The sequence below is a fragment of the Pseudomonas silesiensis genome (genome assembly GCF_001661075.1).
Classification (GTDB): Bacteria; Pseudomonadota; Gammaproteobacteria; order Pseudomonadales; family Pseudomonadaceae; genus Aquipseudomonas; species Aquipseudomonas silesiensis.
In genome coordinates, this window is sequence record NZ_CP014870.1 from 4653871 (window position 1) to 4680736 (window position 26866).

Below are 26866 nucleotides of genomic sequence, written 5' to 3' on the forward strand. Positions count from 1 at the left end.
ATTGTGAAGCAGTCCCGCAAACCGGGGGACAACTCGGCGGCAAGTCTATCAGAACTTGCCTACACGTAAGAGATATTTGCTCTGAACTAAGTTTCAGCAACGCCTGCAAATTTCTCACGCAATTTGTCTAGAGCACGTTTGTAACGCATTTTTGTCGCACTCAAACCCATGTGCATGATGTCTGCGATCTCTTGAAACTCCAGCTCTGCGACAAATCGTAGCACTAGAATTTCACGGTCGATCGGATTCACATACACTAACCAGCGATCAAGTCCACCCTTTTCCTCGGGTTTCGGCGCCTTTTCTTCAGACGCTTCCTCGAGGGGGTCCAGACTCAAAGCATCCATCAAGCGACGCTTTCGCCGTTCTTTCCGATACTGCGTGATGCATTCGTTGTACGTGATGCTATATAGCCATGTCTTGAACTTCGATTTCCCCTCGAAGTTCTTCAAGCCATACAACACCTTCAGCATCACTTCCTGACAGACATCGTCTGCGTCGCGATCGTTCCCAAGGTACCGTGCACAGACGTTAAATAATGTTCTCTGGTAACGCCGCATCAGTTCTTCATAGGCGCGCGTTACGTGAAACAGCTCGGTGTGCGAGCGCGCGACCAACTCCTCATCAGAGAGCTCGCGGGGGTCGTAGCGCGTGGAGAGCGATTGAGCTTTATTCAAAACAAGTCGGGCCGACAGTCAGGTCAATGTCCGCCGCGGCCCTTGCGGGCTTTCAGCGGCGGCATACATTAGCAGGGTTTGCCGGGTTAGCGGCTACTCACATGCTGCTCCAGGAGGATCCGATTGGAGAGAGAGACTAGCTCACCCTCATCGGTCAGCAATGTGGTTTTAACCGTGCCGATCTCTTCGATCTGACCTTCGACCTCGCCAACGCTCACTTGTTGCCCAACCTGATACAACTCACGCACATAGATTCCCGCAAGAATCTGCCCGGCAATTTCCCGGCTTCCCAATCCCATGGCCAGCGCAACCGCCAGACCAACGGTAATCAAAACGATCACAATCACATGGTTGAGCAGGTCAGTCTTGACCTCCAACTGGCTGATCGCGACCGAAATACTGATGATAATCACCAGGCCTTGGGCAATTCGCCCCAGGCCGGCAGCGTAATCCAGTCCTACACCCTCTGCCGCTCCACGCACCAGCCCATTGGCCAATTGCGCCAGCAACACACCCACCAGCAGCACCAGCGCGGCACCGAATACCTTCGGCAAATATAGCGCAAGCATATCCAGCGTAGCTGAAACTCGTTCAAGTCCAAGGGATTCTGCGGCCGAAACCAAAAAAATCAGCAGGACGAACCAGTAGACGATCTTCCCGATCAACGTCGAGATCGGCACTTGCAGACCGGCCCGGGACAGCAATTTGGTCAGGCCGGTACCGCCCATCAGACGATCGAGTCCCAGCTTGGCGAGCAACTTGGACAACAAAGTGTCCAAAAGTTTCGCAACGACGAAACCCAATAGCAAAACAACCAGTGCACCGAACAGGTTCGGGATGAAATTCGCAACCTTGGTCCATAACGCAGTCATTGCAGTGACGAGGCTCTGAGTCCAGAGATCAAGTTCCATATTCAATCAGCCTTATCTGCAGTGCGAGCGGTAGGTTTACGGTGACGGGAGACCGGCGAGACGTGGGCCGATCCGTTATTCAAGGCAATCATCAGCGCGGGCAGCCAGCGGCCCAGCAGGCTGAACAGATCACCGGCGCCGACCTGGCGGTTGGCGGTTTTCAGTACACGGCCAAGGCACGCATCGTCGTCCCGGGTGGACGGTGATGCCTTGAGCATGTCACGCAAAGACTGTTCGAACGGATCGTGCATACGCACCTCTCGTGATGTCTGAGAAAAGACGCGATCAAATTTGCCCGGGTCACATGGCACACCGTCAGACCCAGCGCAAACGTCGGAATAACCACCACTGCCCCAGTGCCACAGAGAGCATCAACAGACAGGCTACGGGGAAGCCATAAGGGCTTTCGGAGAACGGGATTCCGCCGACGTTGATCCCCAGAAGACCGGTCAGAAAACTCATCGGCAAAAAGATCCCGGTGATGATCCCGAAGCGGTACATCGTGCGGCTCATGCGCACGCTCAAACGTCTATCTTCGGCCTCGAGGACCAGCCCCACCCGCTCCCGGGTCAATTCCAGCTCCTCCAGATAACGGGTCAGGCTGTTGTTCAATTCGTTCCAGTAATCGCCATCGTCCTCGACGAACCAGGGTAGTTTTATCCGTGTCAGCTGACCGAAAATATCCCGTTGCGGAGCGAGAAAACGTTTGAGCGCAGCCGCCCTGCGCCGGATCTGCAAAACGGCTCCATGCTCGGGAGTGTACCGTTCGTCGGTATCCAGCTTTTCTTCTTCCTCATCGACCACTTCCGAGAGGCAACTGACCAGATCCTGCACCTTGTTGGTGAGGTACTGAGCCATATAAAGGATGAGTTCAGAGGCGGTTTTCGGTCCTTTGCCTTCCGCGAGCTGCACCAGCAGTTCATCGGTGGCGCGCAATGGACGCAACCGCAGGGATATGATCCGCTTGGCCGAGGCGAAGATCCGCACCGACACCATGTCTTCCGGTTCGGCCCCGGGGTTGAGGTTGACCCCGCGCAAAAACAGCAGCAGTTCGGAGTCCGGCAATGGCAGAAGCCGCGGCCGGGTGTTTTCTTCGAGCAGCAGGTCACAGCTGAATTCGCTCAGGCCGCTGGATTTACGCAGCCAGGTGTGGGTTTGCGGGTGACTGCGGTCCCAGTGCAGCCACAGGCTTTCATGGGCCTGCAGCTGCAAGTCATCGAGTTCAGTCCGGGCTATCGAACGCGCACCGCCTTTACCGTCCAGCACCAGGGCATGTACCAGCCCCCACTGCGCGTTTTCTTCCTCGAACATCCTCACCCCTTTGTCAGACGCCAGCTTATTCAGGCATTTCCAGCGGGCTTGGCGAGATGATCACGCCGTTGTTGTCCGCATAAATGTAATGGCCCGGGTGGAACGTCACGCCGGCAAAGGTCACAGGCACGTTGAGATCGCCGACACCACGCCTGTTGGATTTCCTCGGGTGGCTGGCGAGGGCCTGAACGCCCAGATCGGTCTGCGCGATGATATCTACGTCGCGGATGCAACCGTAGATCACCAGCCCTTCCCAACCGTTTTTCGCGGCTTTCTCGGCCAGCATGTCACCCAGCAACGCATGACGCAGGGAACCGCCACCGTCGACCACCAGCACTTTGCCATTCCCCTTGAGCTCGACCTGCTCCTTTACCCGCGAATTGTCTTCGAAACATTTGATGGTCACGATTTCACCACCGAAAGAATCACGGCCGCCGAAATTGCTGAACATCGGTTCCAGCACCTGTACCAGCTCCGGATAGGCGTCGCACAGGTCAGGCGTGAGGTAATGTTTCATCGAGAAACTCCTGTAGAGAGGAAGGCAAGCACGAACATCACTGAGGGCACAGCCATCGAAAATGACCAGAACAACTCAACGCGTCATATCTTAGCCGCAAGCCGATGAGAGCGAAATGCCCTTGTTAGAGCGTCAGGCTCGGATCGCCGTGACCAAATCCGTTTTTTCGCCGAGCAACGGTGTGCGCTGATCAGTCAGCCAGCGAGCGACCAATGGCCAGACTTCGGTCTGGGCCGCTTTGCTGACGAGCATTTCCACGTGACCGAAATTATCGCCAAAGCCCTGTTCGCGACCCAGGGTAATGAATTGTTTATGCTCGGAACCCACCTGATCGAACAGTTTTTGACAAGCCCAGGCCGGATCCTGATGGTCACCCGTGGCACTCACGGCCAGCACGGGCAACTTGACGTCGGCCAGTCCGGCCCACCAATCCTTGTCGGCATCGCCAAAACGCCCGAACAGGCCATACCAGCGCATGCTTTCCAGCGCCAGGCCAATGGGCTCGTCCTCCGGGCCGCGCTTGAGCCGCGACCCCGACAGCTGGGCAAAACGCTTGAGAATAAAGCGCCCGCTCCACTCCACCGGCGGAAATTTCAACGGCCAGTAGGTGCGGCTGACCTGTGTGCCGAAGAAGGCCGCCGACGCCACGAGCGCTTCGCCGATGTAGTCACCGCCCAATGCCGCAGCCAGCGTAATGCCGCCGAGGGAGTGACCGATCCAGTGCGGGACCTGGTCACTTTGCTCACGCACGAAGGCGCCAATGGCAGGCAAATCGTATCGAGCGTAGTCGGCAACGCGGTTGTTGCGATAGTTCTGGTTGCGCTGGGACAGGCCATGACCGCGCATTTCCGCGATCCACACATCGAAGCCCAGGCGCGCCAGATAAGCGCCCAGCCCCAGGCCTTTGGGGGAAAACCAGAAACGGCGATTGGAAAAGCTGCCATGCAACAGGATCACCGGCACGCCACGCACGGCGGGCTCGTCGGCCAAGCCAAGACGTGTCACAGCCAGTTCGACGGTGCCGTCGGGGCTGTTGCCGGGTTTCAAACGATAGACATCTTCGCTCAGATCACCGCGTCGTTCGGCGCTGATCAGGGCGACAGGAAATAGGTTGCTGCTGCTTTGCATAATGCTCTTGCACAAAAAAGGGCGGCTTCCAGAGGAGCCCGCCCTGCTTGAATCTCTGAAGAAACCGGTCATCGACCGCGCCGCCAATCATTGTAGGAGCGAGCTTGCTCGCGATGGTCGCCAACGATGACGCGTTTATTCTGAATAAACGCGGTGTTCAGCCGTCCATCGCGAGCAATCGAGCGTCGACCGGCTGCTCCTACAGGATCAAGCCGAGGCTTGACCTTCCGCCAGGAAGAACCAGGTTTCCAGCACGGAATCAGGGTTCAACGAAACGCTTTCAATGCCCTGCTCCATCAGCCACTTGGCCAGATCAGGGTGGTCCGAAGGGCCCTGACCGCAGATGCCGATGTACTTGCCGGCCTTGTTACAGGCCTGGATCGCGTTGGCCAACAGCTTCTTGACCGCCGGATTACGCTCGTCGAACAAGTGCGCGATGATCCCGGAGTCACGGTCCAGGCCCAGGGTCAGCTGGGTCAGGTCGTTGGAACCGATGGAGAAGCCGTCGAAGAACTCGAGGAACTCTTCGGCGAGGATCGCGTTGGACGGTAGCTCGCACATCATGATGATGCGCAGACCATTCTCGCCGCGGGCCAGGCCATTTTCGGCTAACAGATCGATCACCTGGCTAGCTTCGCCCAGTGTACGGACGAACGGCACCATGATTTCAACGTTGGTGAGGCCCATCTCGTTACGTACGCGCTTGAGGGCGCGGCACTCGAGCTCGAAGCAGTCACGGAACGCTTCGCTGATGTAACGCGAAGCACCGCGGAAGCCCAGCATCGGGTTTTCTTCTTCCGGCTCGTAGAGCTTGCCGCCGATCAGGTTGGCGTATTCGTTGGACTTGAAGTCCGACAGACGCACGATGACCTTTTTCGGGGTGAACGCAGCAGCCAGGGTGCTGATGCCTTCAACCAGTTTGTCGACATAGAAGCCAACCGGATCGTCGTAACCGGCGATGCGCTTGTCGACGCTGTCCTTGATGTCCTGTGGCAGACCGTCGTAGTTCAACAGCGCTTTCGGATGAACACCGATCATGCGGTTGATGATGAATTCCAGGCGGGCCAGGCCCACACCGGCGTTCGGCAGTTGCGCGAAGTCGAAGGCGCGATCCGGGTTGCCGACGTTCATCATGATCTTGAACGGTAGATCCGGCATGGCATCCACGGAGTTCTTCTTGATGTCGAAGCCCAGTTCGCCTTCGAAGATGTAGCCGGTGTCGCCTTCAGCGCAGGAAACGGTCACGCCCTGGCCGTCCTGCAACAGCTGGGTGGCGTTGCCGCAACCGACCACGGCCGGGATGCCCAGCTCGCGAGCGATGATCGCCGCGTGGCAGGTACGGCCGCCACGGTTGGTGACGATGGCGCTGGCGCGCTTCATGACCGGTTCCCAGTCCGGGTCGGTCATGTCGGAGACCAGTACGTCGCCTGGCTGGACCTTGTCCATCTCGGACACGTCCTTGATGATGCGGACCTTGCCGGCGCCGATGCGCTGGCCGATGGCGCGACCTTCAACCAGCACGGTGCCGGTTTCTTTCAACAGGTAGCGTTCCATGACGTTGGCCGAGGTACGGCTCTTCACGGTTTCAGGACGGGCCTGAACGATATAGAGCTTGCCGTCGTCGCCGTCTTTGGCCCACTCGATGTCCATCGGGCACTTGTAGTGCTTCTCGATGATCATCGCTTGCTTGGCCAGCTCGCTGACTTCGGCGTCGCTCAGGCAGAAACGGGCGCGATCGGCCTTGTCGACGTCGATGGTCTTGACCGATTTACCGGCCGTGGCCACTTCGCCGTAGATCATCTTGATGGCTTTGCTGCCCAGGTTGCGACGCAGGATGGCCGGACGACCGGCTTCCAGCGTGCCTTTGTGGACGTAGAATTCATCCGGGTTCACCGCGCCTTGTACGACGGTTTCACCCAGGCCGTAGGCGCCGGTGATGAACACCACGTCACGGAAGCCCGATTCGGTATCGAGGGTGAACATCACGCCGGCGGTGCCGGTTTCGGAGCGGACCATGCGCTGCACGCCGGCCGACAGGGCCACCAGCTTGTGGTCGAAGCCCTGGTGGACGCGGTAGGAGATGGCGCGATCGTTGAACAGCGAGGCGAACACTTCTTTCGCCGCGCGAATGACGTTTTCGACGCCACGGATGTTCAGGAAGGTTTCCTGCTGACCGGCGAAGGAAGCGTCCGGCAAGTCTTCAGCGGTCGCCGAAGAGCGCACGGCCACGGCCATGTCAGGGTTGCCGGCCGACAGCGTGGCGAACGCGGTGCGGATTTCGGCGTTGAGCTTCTCGGGGAATTCGGCTTCCATGATCCATTGGCGGATCTGCGCACCGGTCTTGGCCAGGGCGTTCACATCTTCGACGTCCAGCGCGTCGAGCGCGGCATGGATCTGATCGTTCAGGCCGCTCAGCTCCAGAAAATCACGATAAGCCTGAGCTGTCGTGGCGAAGCCACCGGGCACCGATACACCGGCACCGGCCAGGTTACTGATCATCTCGCCCAGGGATGCGTTCTTGCCCCCTACGTGCTCCACATCATGGACGCCGAGCTTATCGAGGGAAACTACGTACTCTACCAAGGTGATCTCTCCACTAACTGTGTTGGATAAGCTCAGAAGCCGGCTGCTCCAGGGAGCGTTTGCCAGCTGTATGGCCTGGACCTGGAAAATAAGTGAGAATGCGGGCCACTGGCGGCCGGCAAATCGCGCCTATCATATCCAAGATTCGTCACTAGCTTAAGGCCCAAGGTGCAAATGAAACGATCTGCCTTCTTTATTTCCGACGGTACCGGCATCACAGCCGAAACCCTCGGCCAAAGCCTTCTGGCGCAGTTCGAAAACATTACCTTCAGCAAATTCACGCGACCGTACATCGACAACGCGGATAAAGCGCGGGCCATGGTACAACAAATCAACAAAGCCGCCGAAAACGACGGCTTCCGGCCGATCATCTTCGACACCATCGTCAATCAGGACATCCGTGAGATCCTCGCAACGTCCAATGGTTTCATGATCGACATATTCTCGACCTTTCTGGCGCCTCTTGAACAGGAATTGACCGAGCATTCTTCGTACACCGTCGGCAAGTCCCACTCGATTGGCAGCAACTCCAATTACATGGAACGCATCGAGGCGGTCAACTTCGCCCTCGACAACGACGACGGTGCGCGCACGCATTATTACGACAAGGCGGACCTGATCCTAGTGGGCGTGTCGCGTTGTGGTAAGACGCCGACGTGTCTGTACATGGCCATGCAATTCGGCATCCGCGCAGCCAATTACCCGTTGACCGAAGACGACATGGAGCGCCTGCAGCTGCCGACGGCCCTGCGCACCCACCAGCACAAGCTGTTCGGCCTGACCATCGACCCGGACCGCCTCACCGCGATCCGCCACGAGCGCAAGCCCAACAGCCGCTATTCGAGCTACGCCCAGTGCGAGTTCGAAGTGCGCGAGGTGGAGAACCTGTTTCGTCGCGAGAACATCCCGCACATCAACTCCACGCATTTCTCCGTTGAGGAAATTTCGGCGAAGATTCTGGTGGAGAAAGGGGTTGAGCGGCGGTTCAAGTAATTCTTTAGCGCCTGCCCGGCCGCCATCGCGTAGGAGCCAGGCTTGCCGGCGAAGGCTCACTCGAGGACGCCTTCGCCGGCAAGCCTGGCTCCTACAGGGATGGCGCACTCGAGGACGCCTTCGCCGGCGAGCCTGGCTCCTACGGCGATGGCGCACTCGAGGACGCCTTCGCCGGCAAGCCTGGCTCCTACGGGGATGGCGCATTCGAGGACGCCTTCGCCGGCAAGCCTGGCTCGGATGGCGCATTCGAGGACGCCTTCGCCGGCAAGCCTGGCTCCTACGGGGATGGCGCATTCGAGGACGCCTTCGCCGGCAAGCCTGGCTCCTACGGGGATGGCGCATTCGAGGACGCCTTCGCCGGCAAGCCTGGCTCCTACGGGGATGGCGCATTCGAGGACGCCTTCGCCGGCGAGCCTGGCTCCTACGGCGATGGCGCACTCGAGGACGCCTTCGCCGGCAAGCCTGGCTCCTACGGGGATGGCGCACTCGAGGACGCCTTCGCCGGCAAGCCTGGCTCCTACGGGGATGGCGCACTCGAGGACGCCTTCGCCGGCAAGCCTGGCTCCTACGGGGATGGCGTCAGATCACGAATAAATCCACAAACCTGTTCACCGGTGCGGCCTCAAGCTTCGCCTGGTCCTTGCATAACTCAAATATCTCGGCACTTCGCTGCGCCGTAAACCGCGTCGCCAGGTTCGCCTTGAACTTGTCCTCCAGCAGTGGAATACCGTCGGCACGGCGCCGACGATGGCCGATCGGGTACTCGACCACCACGTTTTCGGTGCTCGAGCCGTCCTTGAAAAACACCTGCACCGCATTGGCGATGGACCGCTTGTCGGCTTCCAGGTACTCGCGGGTGTAGCGCGGATCTTCGACGATGACCATTTTCTCGCGTAGCACATCGATAATCGGATGGGCGGCATGGAAATCATCTTCGTATTGCTCCGCCACCAGATTGCCGAAGGCCAGCGGCACAGCTGTCATGTACTGGATGCAGTGATCACGGTCGGCGGCATTGGCCAACGGGCCGACCTTGGAAATGATGCGGATGGCCGACTCGTGGGTGGTGATGACGATTTTGTCGATTTCGTGCAGGCGATTCCTGACTTGCGGATGCAGGGTCACCGCCGCTTCGCAGGCGGTTTGCGCATGGAATTCGGCGGGGAAGCTGATTTTGAACAGGATGTTTTCCATGACGTAGCTGCCGAACGACCGGGTAAAACTGAAAGCACGTTTGTCTTCAGGCTTGAGCGCCAGATCGTTGTTGGTGTGGCTGAACAATACGTCGTAGAAGCCCCACTGCCTGGCGGTCAGCACGCCAGGGATGCCCATTTCACCGCGCATTGCGATGTCCGCCAGACGCACGCCACGGCTGGACGCGTCCCCCGCTGCCCAGGATTTTCGCGACCCGGCATTCGGCGCGTGGCGGTAGGTGCGCAACGCCTGCCCATCGGCGAAGGCGTGGGATAAGGCAGAGAGCAACTGCTCGCGACTGGCGCCCATCAGTTTGGCGGTGACCGCCGTCGAGGCGACTTTTACCAGGATGACGTGGTCGAGGCCTACGCGGTTGAAGGAGTTTTCCAGCGCGATGACGCCCTGAATCTCATGGGCCATGATCATGGCTTCAAGCACCGTGCGGACGGTCAGCGGCGCCTCGCCATTGGCCAGGCGCTTTTGCGACAGGTGGTCGGCCACCGCGAGAATGCCACCCAGGTTATCGGACGGATGGCCCCATTCCGCGGCGAGCCAGGTGTCGTTGTAGTCGAGCCAGCGGACGATGCAACCGATGTCCCAGGCGGCCTTGACTGGATCGAGGCGGTAACTGGTGCCCGGCACTCGCGCACCGAAAGGCACGACGGTACCTTCGACGATGGGGCCCAGGTGTTTGGTGCATTCGGGGAAGCGCAGGGCCAGCAGGCCGCAGCCGAGGGTGTCCATCAGGCAGTTGCGGGCGGTGTCGAGGGCTTCGACGGATTCGATGTTGAAAGTCAGGACATAGTCGGCGATGTCCTGCAGGACCTTGTCGTAGTCCGGGCGGTTGTTCAGGTCGACGTTGGCGCTCATGTTCGATTCACTCGGTCAGTGGTTCGTTGATGGGACCTCGGTTCAGGTTAAATCTCAGTGGGTCGCTACTTTCTTATTGTGAAATGCGGTCCTGTAGGAGCCAGGCTTGCCGGCGAAGGCGATCTTGCGGACGCCTTCGCCGGCAAGCCTGGCTCCTACAGGGGTCTTGTGTGGGTTAGAAGGAGTCGCCCGGCACGCGGACGTAGCCTTCCATCAACACCCGTGCGCTGCGGCTCATGATGGCCTTGTTCACGGTCCATTCACCGTTGACCAGACTGGCCTCGGCGCCCACACGCAAGGTGCCGGACGGATGACCGAAGCGCACGGCGTTGCGTTCGATACCGCCCGCGGCGAGGTTCACCAGGGTGCCGGAGATCGCTGCAGCCGTACCGATTGCCACCGCCGCCGTGCCCATCATCGCGTGGTGCAGCTTGCCCATGGACAGCGCACGCACCAGCAGGTCGACATCACCCGCCGCAATCGCCTTGCCGCTGGACGCCACGTAATCCGCCGGCTTGGCCACGAACGCCACCTTGGGCGTGTGCTGACGCTTGGCCGCTTCGTCCAGATCCTTGATCAAGCCCATACGTAGCGCGCCATACGCCCGAATGGTTTCAAACATCAGCAGCGCTTTCGGATCGCCGTTGATCGCGCCCTGCAGCTCGGTGCCGGTGTAACCGATGTCTTCGGCATTGACGAAGATAGTCGGAATACCGGCATTGATCATGGTCGCCTTGAAGGTCCCGACCCCGGGCACTTCCAGGTCATCCACCAGGTTGCCGGTGGGGAACATCGAACCACCGCCACCCTCTTCTTCCGCTGCCGGGTCCATGAATTCGACTTGCACTTCGGCGGCCGGGAAGGTCACGCCGTCGAGTTCGAAGTCGCCGGTTTCCTGCACCTCACCGTTGGTGATCGGCACATGGGCGATGATGGTCTTGCCGATGTTGGCCTGCCACACCCGAACCACGGCCACGCCGTTGTGCGGGATGCGGCTGGCGTCCACCAGGCCGTTGCTGATGGCAAACGAACCGACCGCCGCCGACAGGTTGCCGCAGTTGCCGCTCCAGTCGACGAATGGCTTGTCGATGGAGACCTGGCCGAACAGGTAATCGACGTCGTGATCGGCCTTGATGCTTTTCGACAGGATCACGGTTTTGCTGGTGCTGGAGGTCGCGCCACCCATGCCGTCGATTTGCTTATCGTAGGGGTCGGGGCTGCCGATCACGCGCAGTAACAGCGCATCGCGAGCGGGGCCGGGAATCTGTGCGGCTTCAGGCAAGTCTTTCAGACTGAAGAACACGCCTTTGCTGGTGCCGCCACGCATGTAGGTGGCGGGTATCCTTATTTGCTTTGGAAAAGTAGCTGCGTGAGCCATGGTGCTGCTTACTCCTGATCTGAAAACAAACACGGGACCTGAAGTCCCGTGCCCGCTTGGCGCGTGTTAAACGGCGACCGCCGATTCTTCGAGGAAGTCCTGGGCGAAGCGTTGCAGCACGCCGCCGGCCTCGTAGATCGACACTTCTTCGGCGGTGTCGAGACGGCAGGTCACCGGCACTTCGACGCGTTCGCCGTTCTTGCGGTTGATCACCAGCGTCAGCTTGGCACGTGGGGTGCGTTCGCCGATCACGTCATAGGTTTCGCTGCCATCGATGTTCAGCGTGTGGCGGTCGGTGCCCGGTTTGAACTCCAGCGGCAACACGCCCATGCCCACCAGGTTGGTGCGGTGGATGCGCTCGAAACCTTCGGCCGCAATCGCTTCCACACCCGCCAGGCGCACGCCCTTGGCCGCCCAGTCCCGGGACGAACCCTGACCGTAGTCGGCGCCGGCGATGATGATCAGCGGCTGCTTGCGTTCCATGTAGGTTTCGATGGCTTCCCACATGCGCATCACTTTGCCTTCCGGCTCGACGCGGGCCAAAGAACCCTGCTTGACCTTGCCGTTTTCCTGGACCATTTCGTTGAACAGTTTCGGGTTGGCGAAAGTCGCGCGCTGCGCAGTCAAGTGGTCGCCACGGTGGGTCGCGTACGAGTTGAAGTCTTCTTCCGGCAGGCCCATTTTCGCCAGGTATTCGCCAGCAGCGCTGTCGAGCATGATCGCGTTGGAAGGCGACAGGTGATCGGTGGTGATGTTGTCCGGCAGCACCGCCAGCGGACGCATGCCCTTGAGCGGACGTGCGCCGGCCAGTGCGCCTTCCCAGTACGGCGGACGGCGGATATAGGTGCTCATTTCGCGCCAGTCGTACAGCGGGGTCACTTTCGGCCCGGTGTCTTCATGGATGGCGAACATCGGGATGTAGACCTGGCGGAACTGTTCAGGTTTGACCGATGCCTTGACCACTGCGTCGATTTCTTCGTCGCTCGGCCAGATGTCTTTCAGGCGGATTTCCTTACCGTCGACCACACCCAACACGTCTTTTTCGATGTCGAAACGGATGGTCCCGGCGATGGCGTAAGCCACGACCAGCGGCGGCGAAGCGAGGAACGCATTCTTGGCGTACGGGTGAATCCGGCCGTCGAAGTTGCGGTTACCGGACAACACCGCAGTGGCGTACAGGTCGCGGTCGATGATCTCTTGCTGGATCACCGGGTCCAGCGCGCCGGACATGCCGTTGCACGTCGTGCAAGCGAAGGCGACGATGCCGAAACCGAGTTGTTCCAGCTCGCTGGTCAGGCCGGCCTCGTCGAGGTACAGCGCCACGGTTTTCGAACCCGGCGCCAGGGACGACTTGACCCAAGGTTTGCGGGTCAACCCAAGCTTGTTGGCATTGCGCGCCAGCAGGCCGGCGGCGATGACGTTGCGCGGGTTGCTGGTGTTGGTGCAACTGGTGATGGCGGCGATGATCACTGCGCCGTCCGGCATCTGGCCGGGCACTTCGGTCCACTGACCGGAGATGCCTTGAGCCGCGAGATCCGAGGTGGCGACGCGGGCGTGCGGGTTGCTCGGGCCGGCCATGTTGCGCACCACCGAGGACAAGTCGAAGGTCAACCCGCGCTCGTATTGCGCATTCTTCAAGCTGTCAGCCCACAGACCTGTGGTCTTGGCGTAGTTCTCGACCAACTGCACCTGCTCGTCTTCACGACCGGTGAGCTTGAGGTAGTCGATGGTTTGCTGGTCGATGTAGAACATCGCCGCAGTGGCACCGTACTCCGGGGCCATGTTGGAAATGGTCGCGCGGTCGCCGAGGGTCAGCGCGGAAGCGCCTTCGCCGAAGAACTCCAGCCAGGCCCCGACGACTTTTTGCTGGCGCAGGAACTCGGTCAGCGCCAGCACCATGTCAGTGGCAGTGATGCCCGGTTGCAACTTGCCGGTCAGTTCGACGCCGACGCTTTCCGGCAGACGCATCCACGACGCGCGGCCGAGCATCACGCTCTCGGCTTCCAGGCCACCGACGCCGATGGCAATCACGCCCAGCGCATCGACATGCGGGGTGTGGCTGTCGGTGCCGACGCAGGTGTCGGGAAAGGCCACGCCATCACGCACCTGGATCACCGGAGACATTTTCTCCAGGTTGATCTGGTGCATGATGCCGTTGCCCGGCGGAATCACATCCACGTTCTTGAAGGCTTTTTTGGTCCAGTTGATGAAGTGGAAGCGGTCTTCGTTGCGACGGTCTTCGATGGCGCGGTTCTTCTCGAACGCTTCCGGATCGAAGCCTCCGCGTTCAACGGCCAGGGAATGGTCGACGATCAATTGCGTCGGCACCACCGGGTTCACCTGCGCCGGGTCGCCGCCTTGCAGGGCGATGGCGTCACGCAGGCCGGCAAGGTCCACCAGGGCGGTCTGGCCGAGAATGTCGTGGCACACCACGCGGGCCGGGAACCATGGGAAATCGAGGTCGCGTTTGCGCTCGATGAATTGCTTCAGGGATTCGGTGAGCGTGGCCGGGTCACAGCGACGCACCAGGTTTTCCGCCAGCACGCGGGAGGTGTACGGCAGAGTGTCGTAGGCGCCGGGCTGGATGGCCTCGACAGCCGCACGGACGTCGAAGTAATCCAGATGGCTGCCGGGCAGCGGTTTGCGGAATTCAGTGTTCATCGTCAGGGACTCGGTCACGGTAGTTTCAAAAGGTGGGGCCTGGCACAGATTTCGAAGTCAACACGGTCCTGTAGGAGCGAAGCTTGCTCGCGAATACGGTCTGTCGGTCGACATCGATGTTGAATGTCAGTCCGACTTCGCGAGCAAGCTTCGCTCCTACAGGTTCCCGGTTCAGCCGGCCCTCCCCGGTCAGCGTTGTTCGATTGGCACGAACTTGCGCTGTTCGACGCCGGTGTACTCGGCGCTCGGGCGGATGATGCGGTTGTTGGCACGTTGCTCAAACACATGCGCCGCCCAGCCGGTCAGGCGCGAGCAGACGAATATCGGAGTGAACAACTTGGTTGGAATGCCCATGAAGTGATACGTCGACGCATGGTAGAAGTCGGCGTTCGGGAACAGTTTCTTCTGCTCCCACATGGTCTTGTCGATGGCTTCGGAGACCGGGAACAGCACCGTGTCGCCCACTTCGTCAGCGAGTTTCTTCGACCAGGCCTTGATCACCTCGTTGCGCGGATCGTTTTCCTTATAGATCGCGTGACCGAAGCCCATGATCTTGTCCTTGCGCTCGAGCATGCCGAGGGTGCCCTTGATCGCTTCCTCCGGCGAACTGAAACGTTCGATCATTTCCATCGCCGCTTCGTTGGCGCCGCCGTGCAGCGGACCGCGCAAAGTACCGATCGCCGCCGTGACGCAGGAAAACAGATCAGACAGCGTCGAGGCGCAAACCCGCGCGGCGAAGGTCGAGGCGTTGAATTCGTGTTCCGCATAGAGGATCAGCGAAACGTTCATCACCTTGACGTGCAACTCGCTCGGCTTCTTGTCGTGCAGCAGGTGCAGGAAGTGACCGCCGATGGTTTGCTCGTCGCTCACGCAGTCGATGCGCTTGCCCTCGTGGCTGAAGCGATACCAGTAGCACATGATCGCCGGGAACGCGGCCAGCAGGCGGTCGGTCTTGTCATGCTGTTCGGAGAAGTCGTTCTCCGGTTCGATGTTGCCCAGGAACGAGCAACCGGTGCGCATCACGTCCATCGGGTGGGCGTCGACGGGGATGCGTTCCAGCACTTCTTTCAAGGCTTGCGGCAGGTCGCGCAGCTTGCCCAGTTTGCTGATGTAGGCGGCGAGTTGTGCTTGGGTCGGCAGTTCGCCGTACAGCAGCAGGTAGGCCACTTCTTCGAATTGGGCGTCAGCCGCCAGTTCGCGAACGTCGTAGCCGCGATAGGTCAGGCCTGCGCCCGACTGGCCCACGGTGGACAGGGCGGTTTGCCCGGCAACCTGGCCACGGAGCCCGGCGCCACTGAGTACTTTTGCTTCGGCCATTGCTGTCTCCAGTTTTCTTGAATTTGTTAGGGAAACTTGTAGGAGCGAAGCTTGCTCGCGAAGGCGGTGTCTCAGGCGACATTAATGCTGAATGTCAGTCCCTCTTCGCGAGCAAGCTTCGCTCCTACAGGGTGTTCATTACTTCTTCGCGGCAAACAACGCATCGAGCTTCTGCTCGAAGGTGTGGTAGTCGATGCGATCGTAAAGCTCCATGCGGGTCTGCATGGTGTCGATGACATTCTGCTGCGTGCCATCGCGGCGGATGGCGGTGTAGACGTTTTCCGCGGCCTTGTTCATCGCACGGAACGCCGACAGCGGGTACAGCACCAGCGACACATCGGCGCCTGCGAGCTGTTCGGTGGTGTACAGCGGCGTCGCGCCGAACTCGGTGATGTTGGCCAGGATCGGCGCTTTCACGCGGCTGGCGAACAGCTTGTACATCTCAAGTTCGGTGATGGCTTCCGGGAAGATCATGTCGGCACCGGCTTCGATGCACGCTTCAGCGCGCTCCAGGGCCGATTCCAGTCCTTCCACCGCCAGGGCGTCGGTGCGGGCCATGATCACGAAGCTGTCATCGGTGCGGGCATCGACGGCGGCCTTGATGCGGTCGACCATTTCCTGCAGCGACACGATCTCTTTATTAGGACGGTGGCCGCAGCGCTTGGCGCCGACCTGGTCTTCGATGTGGATCGCCGCCGCGCCGAACTTGATCATCGACTTGACGGTGCGCGCCACGTTGAACGCCGAGGAGCCGAAACCGGTGTCCACGTCCACCAGCAGCGGCAGGTCGCAGACGTCGGTGATGCGACGCACATCGGTCAGCACGTCATCGAGACCGGTAATGCCCAGGTCCGGCACGCCGAGGGAGCCTGCAGCCACCCCGCCACCGGACAGATAGATAGCCTTGAAACCGGCGCGCTTGGCCAGCAGTGCGTGGTTGGCGTTGATCGCGCCAACGACTTGCAGCGGATGTTCGCTGGCGACCGCATCGCGGAAACGCTGGCCTGGAGTGCTCTTGTTGGAACTCATGACTCACCTCGTTCAGTGGCTGTCGGGTTAACGCCGTCCTGGTAGTGACGGGCGATATTGCGTTTGGAGGCGCCGATGTGGCGGCGCATCAACAACTCGGCCAGCTCACCGTCACGGTCGGCGATGGCGTCGAGAATCCGGTGGTGCTCGGCAAAGGCCTGGCGCGGCCGATTGGGCGTGGTCGAAAACTGGATGCGGTACATGCGCACCAGTTGATAGAGCTCGCCGCAGAGCATCTGGGTCAGGGTGCGGTTGCCGCTGCCCTGGATGATTCGGTAATGGAAGTCGAAATCGCCTTCCTGCTGGTAGTAGCCGACACCCGCCTGAAACGCCGCATCGCGCTCGTGGGTTTCGAGGACCCGGCGCAGTTCGTCGATTTCTTCGAGGGTCATGCGTTCGGCCGCCAGACGGCAAGCCATGCCTTCGAGGGACTCGCGGATTTCGTAGAGCTCCAGCAGCTCGGCATGGTTGAGCGACACCACCCGTGCGCCGACGTGCGGTATGCGCACCAACAGGCGCTGGCCTTCCAGGCGGTGGATTGCCTCACGCAACGGGCCGCGGCTGATGCCGTAGGTGCGCGCCAGCTCCGGCTCGGAGATCTTGCTGCCCGGGGCGATTTCGCCTTTGACGATGGCCGCCTGAATGCGTCGGAAGACATTCTCGGAAAGTGTTTCCGAATCGTCTTGCACAATGACCGGCGGATCGGGTTGGTCCAGCATATTGTCGACACCTTGATAACCAATGCCGCAAAAACTAACGAATACGGGCCGTATAGTCAAAGGATAATTAGGTATTGTCGACAATCGTCTAATAACCGTCTGTATTCCATCAGCGCAGTCGCTGGGTTTATAGCCAGCCGCCAGCGCTGGCGCCATAAAACCACCGTGCTAGAATGCCGGCCGCATTTGTTTGTGACATCTGCACGGCTTGTCATCGTTGATAGGCATACGAGGGAGCTTGCGCAGCGATGCCAGGGCCTTGAACTGAAGTATGGACCGCCGCGCACCAGGATTTATGAGACTCAAGCCCTTCCCCGCATTCCTCTTTATGCTCTGCCTGCCCGGTTATGCCGCGGCGGGGGAAAAAACCGTGTACGGCCTCAACGAGTACGCCTCGCTGAACGGCATCAACCTGGAAGTCGCCGCCAAACTCGACACCGGAGCGAAAACCGCCTCCCTGAGTGCCCGCGACATCAAACGCTTCAAACGCAATGGCGAGTCCTGGGTGCGCTTTTACCTGGCCATCGACGCCGCCCATTCGCACCCGATCGAACGGCCGCTGGCCCGGGTCAGCAAGATCAAGCGCAGGGCCGGCGACTACGATCCGGAAGCAGGCAAGAAGTACACCGCCCGTCCGGTGATCGAGCTCGATATCTGCATGGGTTCGGCTTTACGCAGCATCGAAGTGAACTTGACCGACCGAAGCGCCTTCCAATACCCGCTCTTGATCGGCTCCGAAGCCCTGAAACGCTTCGATGCGCTGGTCGACCCCAGCCTTAAATACGCTGCTGGCAAACCCGCCTGCGCCACCGACGCACATACCGCAGAGTAATTCCAATGCGCTCTCTTACCCTCCACCTGAAATTCCTGATCACCATCCTGGTGGTGCTGGGCATTTCAGTTACGGCCTACCAGATCTTTGTGCTCGGCATTCCCGTGACCGAAGACGCCACCGACGACCTGTGGAACATCGACGCCAAGGTCGAGTTCGTCGCCAGCACCAAGGACCCGGTCAAGATCCAGATGTTCGTGCCGCCGCTGAGCCGCGATTACGTCAGCCTGAACGAGAGTTTCATCTCCAATAACTATGGCGTGGCGGTGAATCGGGTTGACGGCAATCGCAAGGTCACCTGGTCGGCGCGTCGGGCCAAGGGCAACCAGACCCTCTATTACCGCCTGGTGCTGACCAAGCGTTACAGCGGCGAGAAATTGAAGATCAAGGGCCCGACTTTCCGCGACAGCATTGCCGTAGAAGGCCCGGAAAAAATCGCCGCCGAAGCCCTGCTCGCGCCGATCCGCCAGCACTCGGCCGACGTCGAGACCTTCATCGGCGAAGCCATCAAGCGCGTCAATAACCTCAACGATGACAATGTGAAGTTGCTGCTGGGGGGCGATCCATCCGTCGGGCATAAAGCGAAAATCGTCGAATTGCTGCTGTCCATCGCCCACGTGCCGGTGGAAAAGGTCCACACCATTCGCCTGGTGGCCGACCAGCCGCAAACCCCGGAACTCTGGCTGCGTAGCTTCAACGGCACCGACTGGCTGTACTTCAACCCGGAAACCGGCGAGCAGGGCCTGCCGACCGACCGCCTGCTGTGGTGGACCGGCGACGAAAACCTGATCACCGTCGACGGCGGCAAGAAGGCTACTGTGACCTTCAGCATGAACAACAGCGAAATGAACGCCATTCGCCTGGCCAAGCTGACGGACGAAAACACCGACGCCAACTTCCTCGAATACTCGTTGTACGGTCTGCCGCTGCAAACCCAGCAGACCTTCATGATCATGGTGATGATCCCGATCGGCGTCCTGGTGATCCTGATCCTGCGCAACCTGATCGGCATCCAGACCCTGGGCACCTTCACCCCGGTACTGATCGCCCTGGCCTTCCGCGAAACCCAGCTGGGCTTCGGCATCGTGCTGTTTACCATCATCACGGCATTGGGCCTGTCGCTGCGTTCCTACCTTGAACACCTGAAGCTGCAAATGCTGCCGAGGCTGTCGGTGGTGCTGACCTTCGTGGTGGTGCTGATCGCGACGATCAGCCTGCTCAGCCATAAACTCGGCCTCGAACGCGGGTTGTCGGTCGCGCTGTTCCCGATGGTGATTCTGACCATGACCATCGAACGCCTGTCGATCACCTGGGAAGAGCGCGGCGGTGGCCATGCCATGAAAGTGGCGATCGGTACGTTGTTCGCCGCAGCCCTGGCGCACCTGATCATGAGCGTTCCGGAACTGGTGTACTTCGTGTTCACCTTCCCGGCGATCCTGTTGATCCTGGTGGGTTTCATGCTGGCCATGGGTCGCTATCGCGGCTACCGCCTGACTGAACTGGTGCGCTTCAAGGCCTTCCTGAAGAAGGCTGACGCCTGATGTTCGGCCTCTGGAAGACCTGGAAGGCCCTGGAAGCCCGGGGCATCATGGGGATCAATCGGCGCAACGCGGACTATGTGCTCAAGTACAACAAGCGCAGCCTGTACCCGATCGTCGATGACAAGATCATCACCAAGGAGCGCGCCATCGCCGCCGGCATTCATGTGCCGGAATTGTATGGCGTGATCTCCACCGAGAAGGAAATCGATAACCTCGACGAGATCATCGGCGGGCGCAACGACTTCGTGGTGAAACCGGCCCAGGGTGCCGGCGGTGACGGCATCCTGGTGATTGCCGACCGCTTCGAGGGGCGCTACCGCACGGTGTCCGGCAAGATCATCAGCCACGAGGAAATCGAGCACCAGATTTCCAGCATCCTGACCGGCCTTTATTCGCTGGGCGGTCATCGCGACCGGGCGCTGATCGAATACCGCGTGACCCCGGACCAGATCTTCAAGAGCATCAGCTACGAAGGCGTGCCGGACATCCGCATCATCGTGCTGATGGGCTACCCGGTCATGGCCATGCTGCGCTTGCCGACCCGTCAGTCCGGCGGCAAGGCCAACCTGCACCAGGGCGCCATCGGCGTCGGCGTCGACCTCGCCACCGGCCTGACCCTGCGCGGCACCTGGCTGAACAACATCATCACCAAACACCCGGACACCACCAACGCGGTGGACGGCGTGCAACTGCCCTATTGGGACGGCTTCATGAAACTGGCCGCCGGCTGTTATGAGCTGTGCGGGCTGGGCTACATCGGGGTCGACATGGTGCTGGACCAGGAAAAAGGCCCACTGATCCTTGAGCTCAACGCCCGTCCCGGGTTGAACATTCAGATTGCCAATGATTGCGGCCTGACGTTGCGTACCCATGCCGTTGAAGCGCGGCTTGAATCATTGAAGGCCCGCGGGATCAGTGAAACGGTTGAAGAACGGGTGGAGTTTGTCCAGGAGATGTTCGGGCATATACCCGGGGTCGAGGGCTGATCCTGGACTGAGTCGCACCTTTCGCGAGCAAGCCCGCTCCCACATTTGATCTTCGGTGCGACAAAGATCAAGTGTGGGAGCGGGCTTGCTCGCGAAGACTGACTCCCTATCACTACAGCACCCAACCCTGCCGCCAATCTGCCAATCCCCGACATCCCCTCTAGGAGCAATTCCCCGAGCAGACTACAATCGCCACCCCCGCCTCGATGGCTGATCCGCCCCGCCCATGTTGACCTGTTCCGTACACCCGCTCCCCTATCGCGCCAATCCCGCCGACTACTTCGCGGCAATTCGTCATGCCCCCGGTGCCGTACTGCTCGACAGTGGCCGACCGACTGCCGATCGCGGTCGCTATGACCTGCTCAGCGCCTGGCCGCTGGAACAACTGGCCGTATTGCCTGACGAAAGCGGTGGCGATTTCCTGCAGCGCCTGCGCGATAACCTGGCACGGCTGGGTGAAGCCACGCTGCCGCTTGATTTGCCTTTCGCCGGCGGCTTGATCGGCTACCTGAGCTATGACTTCGGTCGACACCTGGAGCATCTGCCAAGCCTGGCCCAGGACGACCTGCAACTGCCGGATGCGCGTTTCGGGCTCTATGACTGGGCCCTGATCAGCGATCATCAACTCAAGACCACTCAGTTGGTGTTTCACCCGACGCTGATCGACAGCGAGCAGCAACGCCTGATCGCCTTGTTCAGTCTGCCCGGGATCGATCCGGTCGAGCCTTTCAAACTGAAAGCTCCGATGAGCGCCGACTTGAGCGCTGACGAGTATCGCCACGCACTGGAGCGCATTCAACACTATATCCAGGCCGGCGACTGCTATCAGGTCAACTTCGCCCAGCGTTTCCGCGCGCAATGCCAGGGCGACCCGTGGGCCGCCTACTGCGCCTTGCGCGCAGCATGCCCGACCCCGTTTTCCGGCTTCCAGAGCCTGCCCGATGGCGACGCGGTCCTGAGCCTGTCGCCGGAGCGCTTCGTCAAAGTCAGCGAGCGCCATGTGGAAACCCGTCCGATCAAGGGCACCCGCCCTCGCGGCCTGACCGCTGCCGAAGATGCGGCGAACGCCGCCGAACTGCTGGCCAGCCCCAAGGACCGCGCGGAAAACCTGATGATCGTCGATTTGCTGCGCAACGACCTCGGCCGCACTTGCCGCATCGGTTCGGTGCGGGTCCCGGAGTTGTTCAGCCTCGAAAGCTACCCGAACGTGCATCATCTGGTGAGCAGCGTCACCGGGGAACTGGCGGATGACCGCGACGCCCTGGACCTGATCGCCGGCAGCTTCCCGGGCGGATCGATTACCGGCGCGCCGAAAATTCGGGCGATGCAGATCATCGATGAACTGGAGCCGACCCGACGCGGGCTGTATTGCGGTTCGTTGCTGTACCTGGACGTGCGCGGCGAGATGGACAGCTCCATCGCCATTCGCAGTTTGCTGGTGAAGGATGGGCAGGTGTGTTGCTGGGGCGGTGGCGGGATCGTCGCCGATTCCGAGTGGCAGGCCGAGTATCAGGAATCGATTACCAAGGTGAAGGTGTTGCTCGATACCCTGCAAAATCTCTGACCAACACCGCCCCCTGTAGGAGCGAGCTTGCTCCTACAGGGGATCGGGTTTACAGGGACAGGGCCCGATTCGAAGCCTTGATGAACTCCTGCTTCAACTCCTCAAAGCTGTGCACCGCCGGGAACTGCGGAAACTCGCGAATCACATTGTCCGGCGCATGGAACAGAATCCCCGCATCCGCCTCGCCCAGCATCGTGGTGTCGTTGTAGGAATCCCCTGCCGCAATCACCCGATAATAGAGGCTCTTGAACGCCAATACCGACTGACGCTTGGGATCTCTCTGACGCAACTGATAGCTCGTCACCCGACCGGAGTCATCTGTTACCAGGCGGTGGCACAGCAACGTCGGGAAACCCAGTTGACGCATCAGCGGCTGGGAAAATTCGTAGAAGGTATCCGACAGAATCACCACCTGAAACCGCTCGCGCAGCCAGTTGACGAACTCGACGGCGCCGTCCAGCGGCTTGAGCGAGGCGATCACTTCCTGGATGTCGGACAGCTTCAAGCCGTGTTCGTCGAGAATCCGCAGGCGCTGTTTCATCAGCACGTCGTAGTCGGGGATGTCCCGGGTGGTGGCCTTGAGGGATTCGATCCCGGTTTTTTCGGCGAAGGCGATCCAGATTTCCGGGACCAGCACACCTTCAAGATCCAGACAGGCAATTTCCACGAGACACTCCCATTTGTAGTGATTATTGAGTCGAGCGAGCAAAAGGACTGCCGAACTCTAGCGACTCGGGCCGGCCCGTGCAACGCAGAGGGCGCGCCAGTCACTGCAGGATTTTGTTACCATCAGCCCCATATAGAGCGCCCAGCGCCGCCGACCTGTAGGAAACCGCCCTGATGAGCCCATCGTTCGATGTCGTGGAACTCGCCACGACCTATGCCAACAAATCCGCCCAGGACATCCTGAAGCTCGCGTTCGCCGAGTTCGGCGATGACCTGTGGATATCTTTCAGCGGCGCCGAAGACGTGGTGCTGGTAGACATGGCCTGGAAGCTGAACAAAAACGTCAAGGTGTTCAGCCTCGACACCGGTCGCCTGCACCCCGAGACCTATCGTTTCATCGATCAGGTGCGCGAGCACTACAAGATCGAGATTGAACTGGTGTCGCCGGACCACACGAAACTGGAACCCTTCGTGAAGGAAAAAGGTCTGTTCAGTTTCTACAAGGACGGCCATGGCGAATGTTGCGGTATCCGCAAAATCGAGCCGCTGCGTCGCAAGCTCTCGAGCGTGAAAGCCTGGGCCACCGGCCAGCGTCGCGACCAGAGCCCGGGCACCCGCAGCGCCGTCGCGGTGATGGAAATCGACACCGCGTTTTCGACGCCGGAACGCACCCTGTACAAATTCAACCCGTTGGCACAGATGACCAGCGAAGAGATCTGGGGCTACATCCGCATGCTCGAGCTGCCGTACAACAGCCTGCATGAACGCGGCTTCATCAGTATTGGCTGCGAGCCCTGCACCCGCCCTGTGCTGCCAAACCAGCACGAGCGTGAAGGTCGCTGGTGGTGGGAAGAAGCGACGCAGAAAGAATGCGGGTTGCATGCGGGGAATATCATCAGCAAATCAAAGGCATAACCTCCAGCCTTGTGGAGTTCCCCCTGTAGGAGCGAGCTTGCTCCGGGCGGCGTTCCGACGAAGAACCTGAGAGCGCAGCGGGGTATCAGGATGGCCGTGTCATCGTTGACGACCATCGCGAGCAAGCTCGCTCCTACAGGGTCAGCGGCCCGCCAATAAATGTGTACACATGAATGTCACTATCGGTGCCATTTGTGTGTGCACTTTTCGTTTATGCGCCCCAAAAAGTTACATCCACCTCCCCTGACTTTCCCAAGCGACCCTTCTCAAAAATCACACCGAGAAATAAATACCTGTTCAATCGGTCAATTTATATCGCCTTGATTTCAGTCACTTATCTCTTACAGATAACAAAACGAAATTAACCCCGCCACCGATAGATCCGCAACTGGCACAGATCTGGCTTTAGTGCATACATGTTTTGTATACAATCCAATCAAAACATAAAAACACTTTAGATCCGCAAGCCTGAAGCGCCCTATCCCGTACAGGCTGCAGATGCCCCGTAACCAATGATGCTTTCTACCCCGCGACGAAGATTTGTCGAGCCCTCGCTCATGCACAGTCATCGCGGCGCCAAGCTTCAGGAGCCTGCCGGAATGCGTACTAGCCTGCCCAATAACAACATCGCGCTGGATCTGCCCTCCTCTCACCCCGAACCCGCCTCATACGATCAATCGTTTCAAGCACCTGTCGTACTCAGCCCACGCCTGCACAACAAAGACCTGGCACCGACCAAGGCGGAAGGTCGGCGCTGGGGCCGCTACAGCATCTTTGCCCTGTGGACCAACGATGTTCACAACATCGCCAACTACTCCTTCGCCATCGGCCTGTATGCCTTGGGCCTGGGTGGCTGGCAGATCCTGCTGTCCCTGGGCATCGGCGCGGCGCTGGTGTACGGATTCATGAACCTGTCCGGCTACATGGGCCAGAAGACCGGCGTGCCGTTCCCGGTGATCAGCCGGATCAGTTTCGGTATTCACGGGGCGCAGATTCCTGCATTGATCCGCGCCGTGATCGCCATCGCCTGGTTCGGGATTCAGACGTACCTGGCGTCCGTGGTCCTACGGGTATTGTTGACGGCGGTGCATCCCGGGTTCGCCGACTACGACCACGATTCGATCCTCGGCCTTTCAAGCCTGGGCTGGATCTGTTTCGTGGCGATCTGGCTGGTACAGCTGGCGATCCTCGCCTATGGCATGGAGATGGTGCGGCGCTACGAGGCGTTTGCCGGACCGGTGATCTTGCTGACCGTTGCCGCCCTCGCCGGGTGGATGTACTTCCAGGCCAATGCAACCATCGCCTGGTCGATCCGGGAACCGCTGACCGGCGGCGAGATGTGGCGCAATATCTTTGCCGGCGGGGCGTTGTGGCTGTCGATCTATGGCACGTTGATTCTGAATTTCTGTGACTTCGCCCGTTCTTCGCCATGCCGCAAGACGATCAAGGTCGGCAATTTCTGGGGCTTGCCGGTGAATATCCTGGTGTTTGCCAGCATCACCGTGCTGCTCTGCGGTGCGCAATTCCAGATCAATGGCCGGATCATCGAAAGCCCGACTGAAATCATCGCTTCGATTCCCAACACCTTCTTCCTGGTGCTCGGCTGCCTGGCTTTCCTGATCGTCACCGTGGCGGTGAACATCATGGCCAACTTTGTCGCCCCGGCGTTCGTGCTCAGCAACCTGGCGCCCAAATACCTGACGTTCCGTCGCGCCGGGCTGATCAGCGCGACCATTGCCGTGCTGATCCTGCCTTGGAATCTGTACAACAGTCCGCTGGTGATCGTGTATTTCCTGTCCGGGCTCGGTGCCCTGCTCGGCCCGTTATACGGGGTGATCATGGTCGACTACTGGCTCGTGCGCAAAGGCCAAGTCAACGTACCGCAGCTGTATAGCGAAGACCCCAACGGCGCTTACTACTACAGCCGTGGCGTCAATCTGCGCGCCGTGGCGGCATTCATTCCTGCAGCGCTGATCGCCATTGTCCTGGCGCTGGTGCCGGGCTTCCACAGCGTATCGCCCTTCTCCTGGCTGATTGGCGCCGGTATCGCCGGGATGCTTTATCTGATCATTGCCCAACGCCAACCGCACTACGCCGATGTCAGCGGCGAATCCATCGCGGTCGACAACGTCAGCCATTAACCCCGTGACGGCCCGGCGACGTCGGGCCGCAGTATCACCTGTCATAAGGACTTTCCATGCGCATCCTCGTGGTCAACGTCAACACCACCGAATCCATCACCCAGGCTATCGCACGTTCGGCGCAGTCCGTGGCCGCGCCCGGCACCGAAATCATCGGCCTGACGCCCTGGTTCGGCGCCGATTCCATCGAAGGCAACTTCGAAAGCTACCTGGCCGCCATCGCCGTGATGGATCGGGTGATGGCCTACGACCAGCCCTTCGATGCGGTGATCCAGGCCGGTTACGGCGAGCACGGTCGTGAAGGGTTGCAGGAGTTGCTCAACGTGCCGGTGGTGGATATCACCGATGCAGCCGCCAGTACCGCGATGTTTCTCGGCCATGCCTATTCGGTGGTCACGACGCTGGACCGCACCGTGCCGCTGATCGAGGATCGTCTCAAATTGTCGGGCCTCTGGGACCGCTGTGCGTCAGTGCGCGCCAGTGGCCTGGCCGTGCTGGAACTGGAGTCCGATCCGGAGCGCGCACTGGAGGCCATTGTCCGTCAGGCGGAATTGGCGGTGCTTGAGGACAAGGCCGAGGTGATTTGCCTGGGCTGCGGCGGCATGGCGGGGCTGGACGAGCAGATTCGCCAGCGTACCGGGGTGCCGGTGGTGGACGGGGTGACCGCGGCGGTGACGATTGCCGAGTCGTTGGTGCGGCTGGGGTTGTCGACGTCCAAGGTGCGGACTTATGCGACGCCGCGGCCGAAGAAAATTGTGGGTTGGCCGGGGCGGTTTGGCAGGTAGACCGCGTTATCGTTCTTCGTCGGAACGCCGCCCGGAGCAAGCCACGCTCCTACAGGGTTTTGTGTCTTGCCACGGTCATGTAAACGACACAAAACCCTGTGGGAGCGTGGCTTGCCCGCGATGGCCTCACCCCGGTCCAGCGCCAAAT

General features: G+C 60.1%; 22 protein-coding genes. 8 read left to right on the forward strand and 14 right to left on the reverse strand.

Going from position 1 to position 26866, the window contains the following annotated elements:
- Positions 1 to 86: 86 nt before the first annotated feature.
- From sigX to ppsA, 7 genes are all read right to left on the reverse strand, one after another.
- Positions 87 to 677: an RNA polymerase sigma factor SigX gene (sigX, locus tag PMA3_RS20440; RefSeq protein WP_064678884.1), complete on the reverse strand. Its 591-nt coding sequence runs from the start codon at positions 675 to 677 to the stop codon at positions 87 to 89.
- Between the two features lie 86 nt (positions 678 to 763).
- On the reverse strand, positions 764 to 1588 hold the full coding sequence (locus PMA3_RS20445; RefSeq protein WP_064678885.1) for a mechanosensitive ion channel family protein: 825 nt from the start codon (positions 1586 to 1588) through the stop codon (positions 764 to 766).
- 2 nt (positions 1589 to 1590) lie between these two features.
- Positions 1591 to 1839: a hypothetical protein gene (locus PMA3_RS20450; RefSeq protein ID WP_064678886.1), complete on the reverse strand. Its 249-nt coding sequence runs from the start codon at positions 1837 to 1839 to the stop codon at positions 1591 to 1593.
- A 64-nt stretch (positions 1840 to 1903) separates the two neighbouring features.
- Positions 1904 to 2899 carry a zinc transporter ZntB gene (locus PMA3_RS20455; protein ID WP_064678887.1) on the reverse strand — a complete coding sequence of 332 codons (996 nt, stop codon included), beginning with the start codon at positions 2897 to 2899 and terminating at the stop codon, positions 1904 to 1906.
- Between the two features lie 25 nt (positions 2900 to 2924).
- Positions 2925 to 3416: a ribonuclease E activity regulator RraA gene (gene rraA, locus PMA3_RS20460; RefSeq protein WP_064678888.1), complete on the reverse strand. Its 492-nt coding sequence runs from the start codon at positions 3414 to 3416 to the stop codon at positions 2925 to 2927.
- A gap of 132 nt (positions 3417 to 3548) precedes the next feature.
- Positions 3549 to 4544 (reverse strand): alpha/beta fold hydrolase, encoded by a 996-nt coding sequence (locus PMA3_RS20465; protein WP_064678889.1) that lies wholly within the window; start codon positions 4542 to 4544, stop codon positions 3549 to 3551.
- A 207-nt stretch (positions 4545 to 4751) separates the two neighbouring features.
- Complete coding sequence (gene ppsA, locus PMA3_RS20470; RefSeq protein WP_064678890.1) at positions 4752 to 7127, reverse strand: phosphoenolpyruvate synthase; 2376 nt, start codon at positions 7125 to 7127, stop codon at positions 4752 to 4754.
- 174 nt (positions 7128 to 7301) lie between these two features.
- Between ppsA and ppsR the strand changes: the two genes are divergently transcribed.
- Positions 7302 to 8120 (forward strand): posphoenolpyruvate synthetase regulatory kinase/phosphorylase PpsR, encoded by an 819-nt coding sequence (gene ppsR / locus PMA3_RS20475; protein WP_064678891.1) that lies wholly within the window; start codon positions 7302 to 7304, stop codon positions 8118 to 8120.
- A 579-nt stretch (positions 8121 to 8699) separates the two neighbouring features.
- Here ppsR and prpD read toward each other — a convergent pair.
- From prpD to PMA3_RS20505, 6 genes are all read right to left on the reverse strand, one after another.
- Complete coding sequence (gene prpD, locus PMA3_RS20480; RefSeq protein ID WP_064678892.1) at positions 8700 to 10184, reverse strand: 2-methylcitrate dehydratase; 1485 nt, start codon at positions 10182 to 10184, stop codon at positions 8700 to 8702.
- A gap of 175 nt (positions 10185 to 10359) precedes the next feature.
- Positions 10360 to 11562 (reverse strand): 2-methylaconitate cis-trans isomerase PrpF, encoded by a 1203-nt coding sequence (gene prpF, locus PMA3_RS20485; protein ID WP_064678893.1) that lies wholly within the window; start codon positions 11560 to 11562, stop codon positions 10360 to 10362.
- Positions 11563 to 11628: 66 nt separating this feature from the next.
- Positions 11629 to 14223, reverse strand: a complete 2595-nt coding sequence (acnD, locus tag PMA3_RS20490; protein WP_064678894.1) for a Fe/S-dependent 2-methylisocitrate dehydratase AcnD — start codon at positions 14221 to 14223, stop codon at positions 11629 to 11631.
- A gap of 189 nt (positions 14224 to 14412) precedes the next feature.
- Positions 14413 to 15540: a bifunctional 2-methylcitrate synthase/citrate synthase gene (prpC, locus tag PMA3_RS20495; RefSeq protein ID WP_064678895.1), complete on the reverse strand. Its 1128-nt coding sequence runs from the start codon at positions 15538 to 15540 to the stop codon at positions 14413 to 14415.
- Positions 15541 to 15678: 138 nt separating this feature from the next.
- A complete protein-coding gene (gene prpB, locus PMA3_RS20500; RefSeq protein ID WP_064678896.1) occupies positions 15679 to 16569 on the reverse strand; it encodes a methylisocitrate lyase in 891 nt (296 codons plus the stop codon).
- Positions 16566 to 17288, reverse strand: coding sequence for a GntR family transcriptional regulator (locus PMA3_RS20505; protein WP_064678897.1), 723 nt, complete (start codon positions 17286 to 17288; stop codon positions 16566 to 16568). Before PMA3_RS20505 ends, prpB begins: the two co-directional genes overlap by 4 nt.
- Before the next feature lie 295 nt (positions 17289 to 17583).
- Between PMA3_RS20505 and rloA the strand changes: the two genes are divergently transcribed.
- The 4 genes from rloA (at position 17584) to pabB (ending at position 22211) form a co-directional block, all read left to right on the forward strand.
- Positions 17584 to 18120, forward strand: coding sequence for a retropepsin-like aspartic peptidase RloA (gene rloA, locus PMA3_RS20510; protein ID WP_064678898.1), 537 nt, complete (start codon positions 17584 to 17586; stop codon positions 18118 to 18120).
- Between the two features lie 5 nt (positions 18121 to 18125).
- Entirely contained in the window at positions 18126 to 19661 is a 1536-nt protein-coding gene (gene rloB / locus PMA3_RS20515; RefSeq protein ID WP_064678899.1) for an osmotic stress tolerance membrane protein RloB, read from the forward strand.
- Positions 19661 to 20647: an alpha-L-glutamate ligase-like protein gene (locus PMA3_RS20520; RefSeq protein ID WP_064678900.1), complete on the forward strand. Its 987-nt coding sequence runs from the start codon at positions 19661 to 19663 to the stop codon at positions 20645 to 20647. Before rloB ends, PMA3_RS20520 begins: the two co-directional genes overlap by 1 nt.
- A gap of 226 nt (positions 20648 to 20873) precedes the next feature.
- Positions 20874 to 22211, forward strand: a complete 1338-nt coding sequence (pabB, locus tag PMA3_RS20525; protein WP_064678901.1) for an aminodeoxychorismate synthase component I — start codon at positions 20874 to 20876, stop codon at positions 22209 to 22211.
- Positions 22212 to 22260: 49 nt separating this feature from the next.
- Here the strand turns inward: pabB and thrH are convergent, their stop codons facing one another.
- Positions 22261 to 22878, reverse strand: coding sequence for a bifunctional phosphoserine phosphatase/homoserine phosphotransferase ThrH (thrH, locus tag PMA3_RS20530; protein ID WP_064678902.1), 618 nt, complete (start codon positions 22876 to 22878; stop codon positions 22261 to 22263).
- Positions 22879 to 23051: 173 nt separating this feature from the next.
- Here thrH and PMA3_RS20535 point away from each other — a divergent pair, with 173 nt between their 5' ends.
- The 3 genes from PMA3_RS20535 (at position 23052) to PMA3_RS20545 (ending at position 26718) form a co-directional block, all read left to right on the forward strand.
- Positions 23052 to 23792 carry a phosphoadenylyl-sulfate reductase gene (locus PMA3_RS20535; RefSeq protein WP_064678903.1) on the forward strand — a complete coding sequence of 247 codons (741 nt, stop codon included), beginning with the start codon at positions 23052 to 23054 and terminating at the stop codon, positions 23790 to 23792.
- 599 nt (positions 23793 to 24391) lie between these two features.
- A complete protein-coding gene (locus PMA3_RS20540) occupies positions 24392 to 25933 on the forward strand; it encodes an NCS1 family nucleobase:cation symporter-1 (RefSeq protein ID WP_064678904.1) in 1542 nt (513 codons plus the stop codon).
- A 56-nt stretch (positions 25934 to 25989) separates the two neighbouring features.
- On the forward strand, positions 25990 to 26718 hold the full coding sequence (locus PMA3_RS20545) for an aspartate/glutamate racemase family protein (protein WP_064678905.1): 729 nt from the start codon (positions 25990 to 25992) through the stop codon (positions 26716 to 26718).
- Positions 26719 to 26866 lie beyond the last annotated feature (148 nt).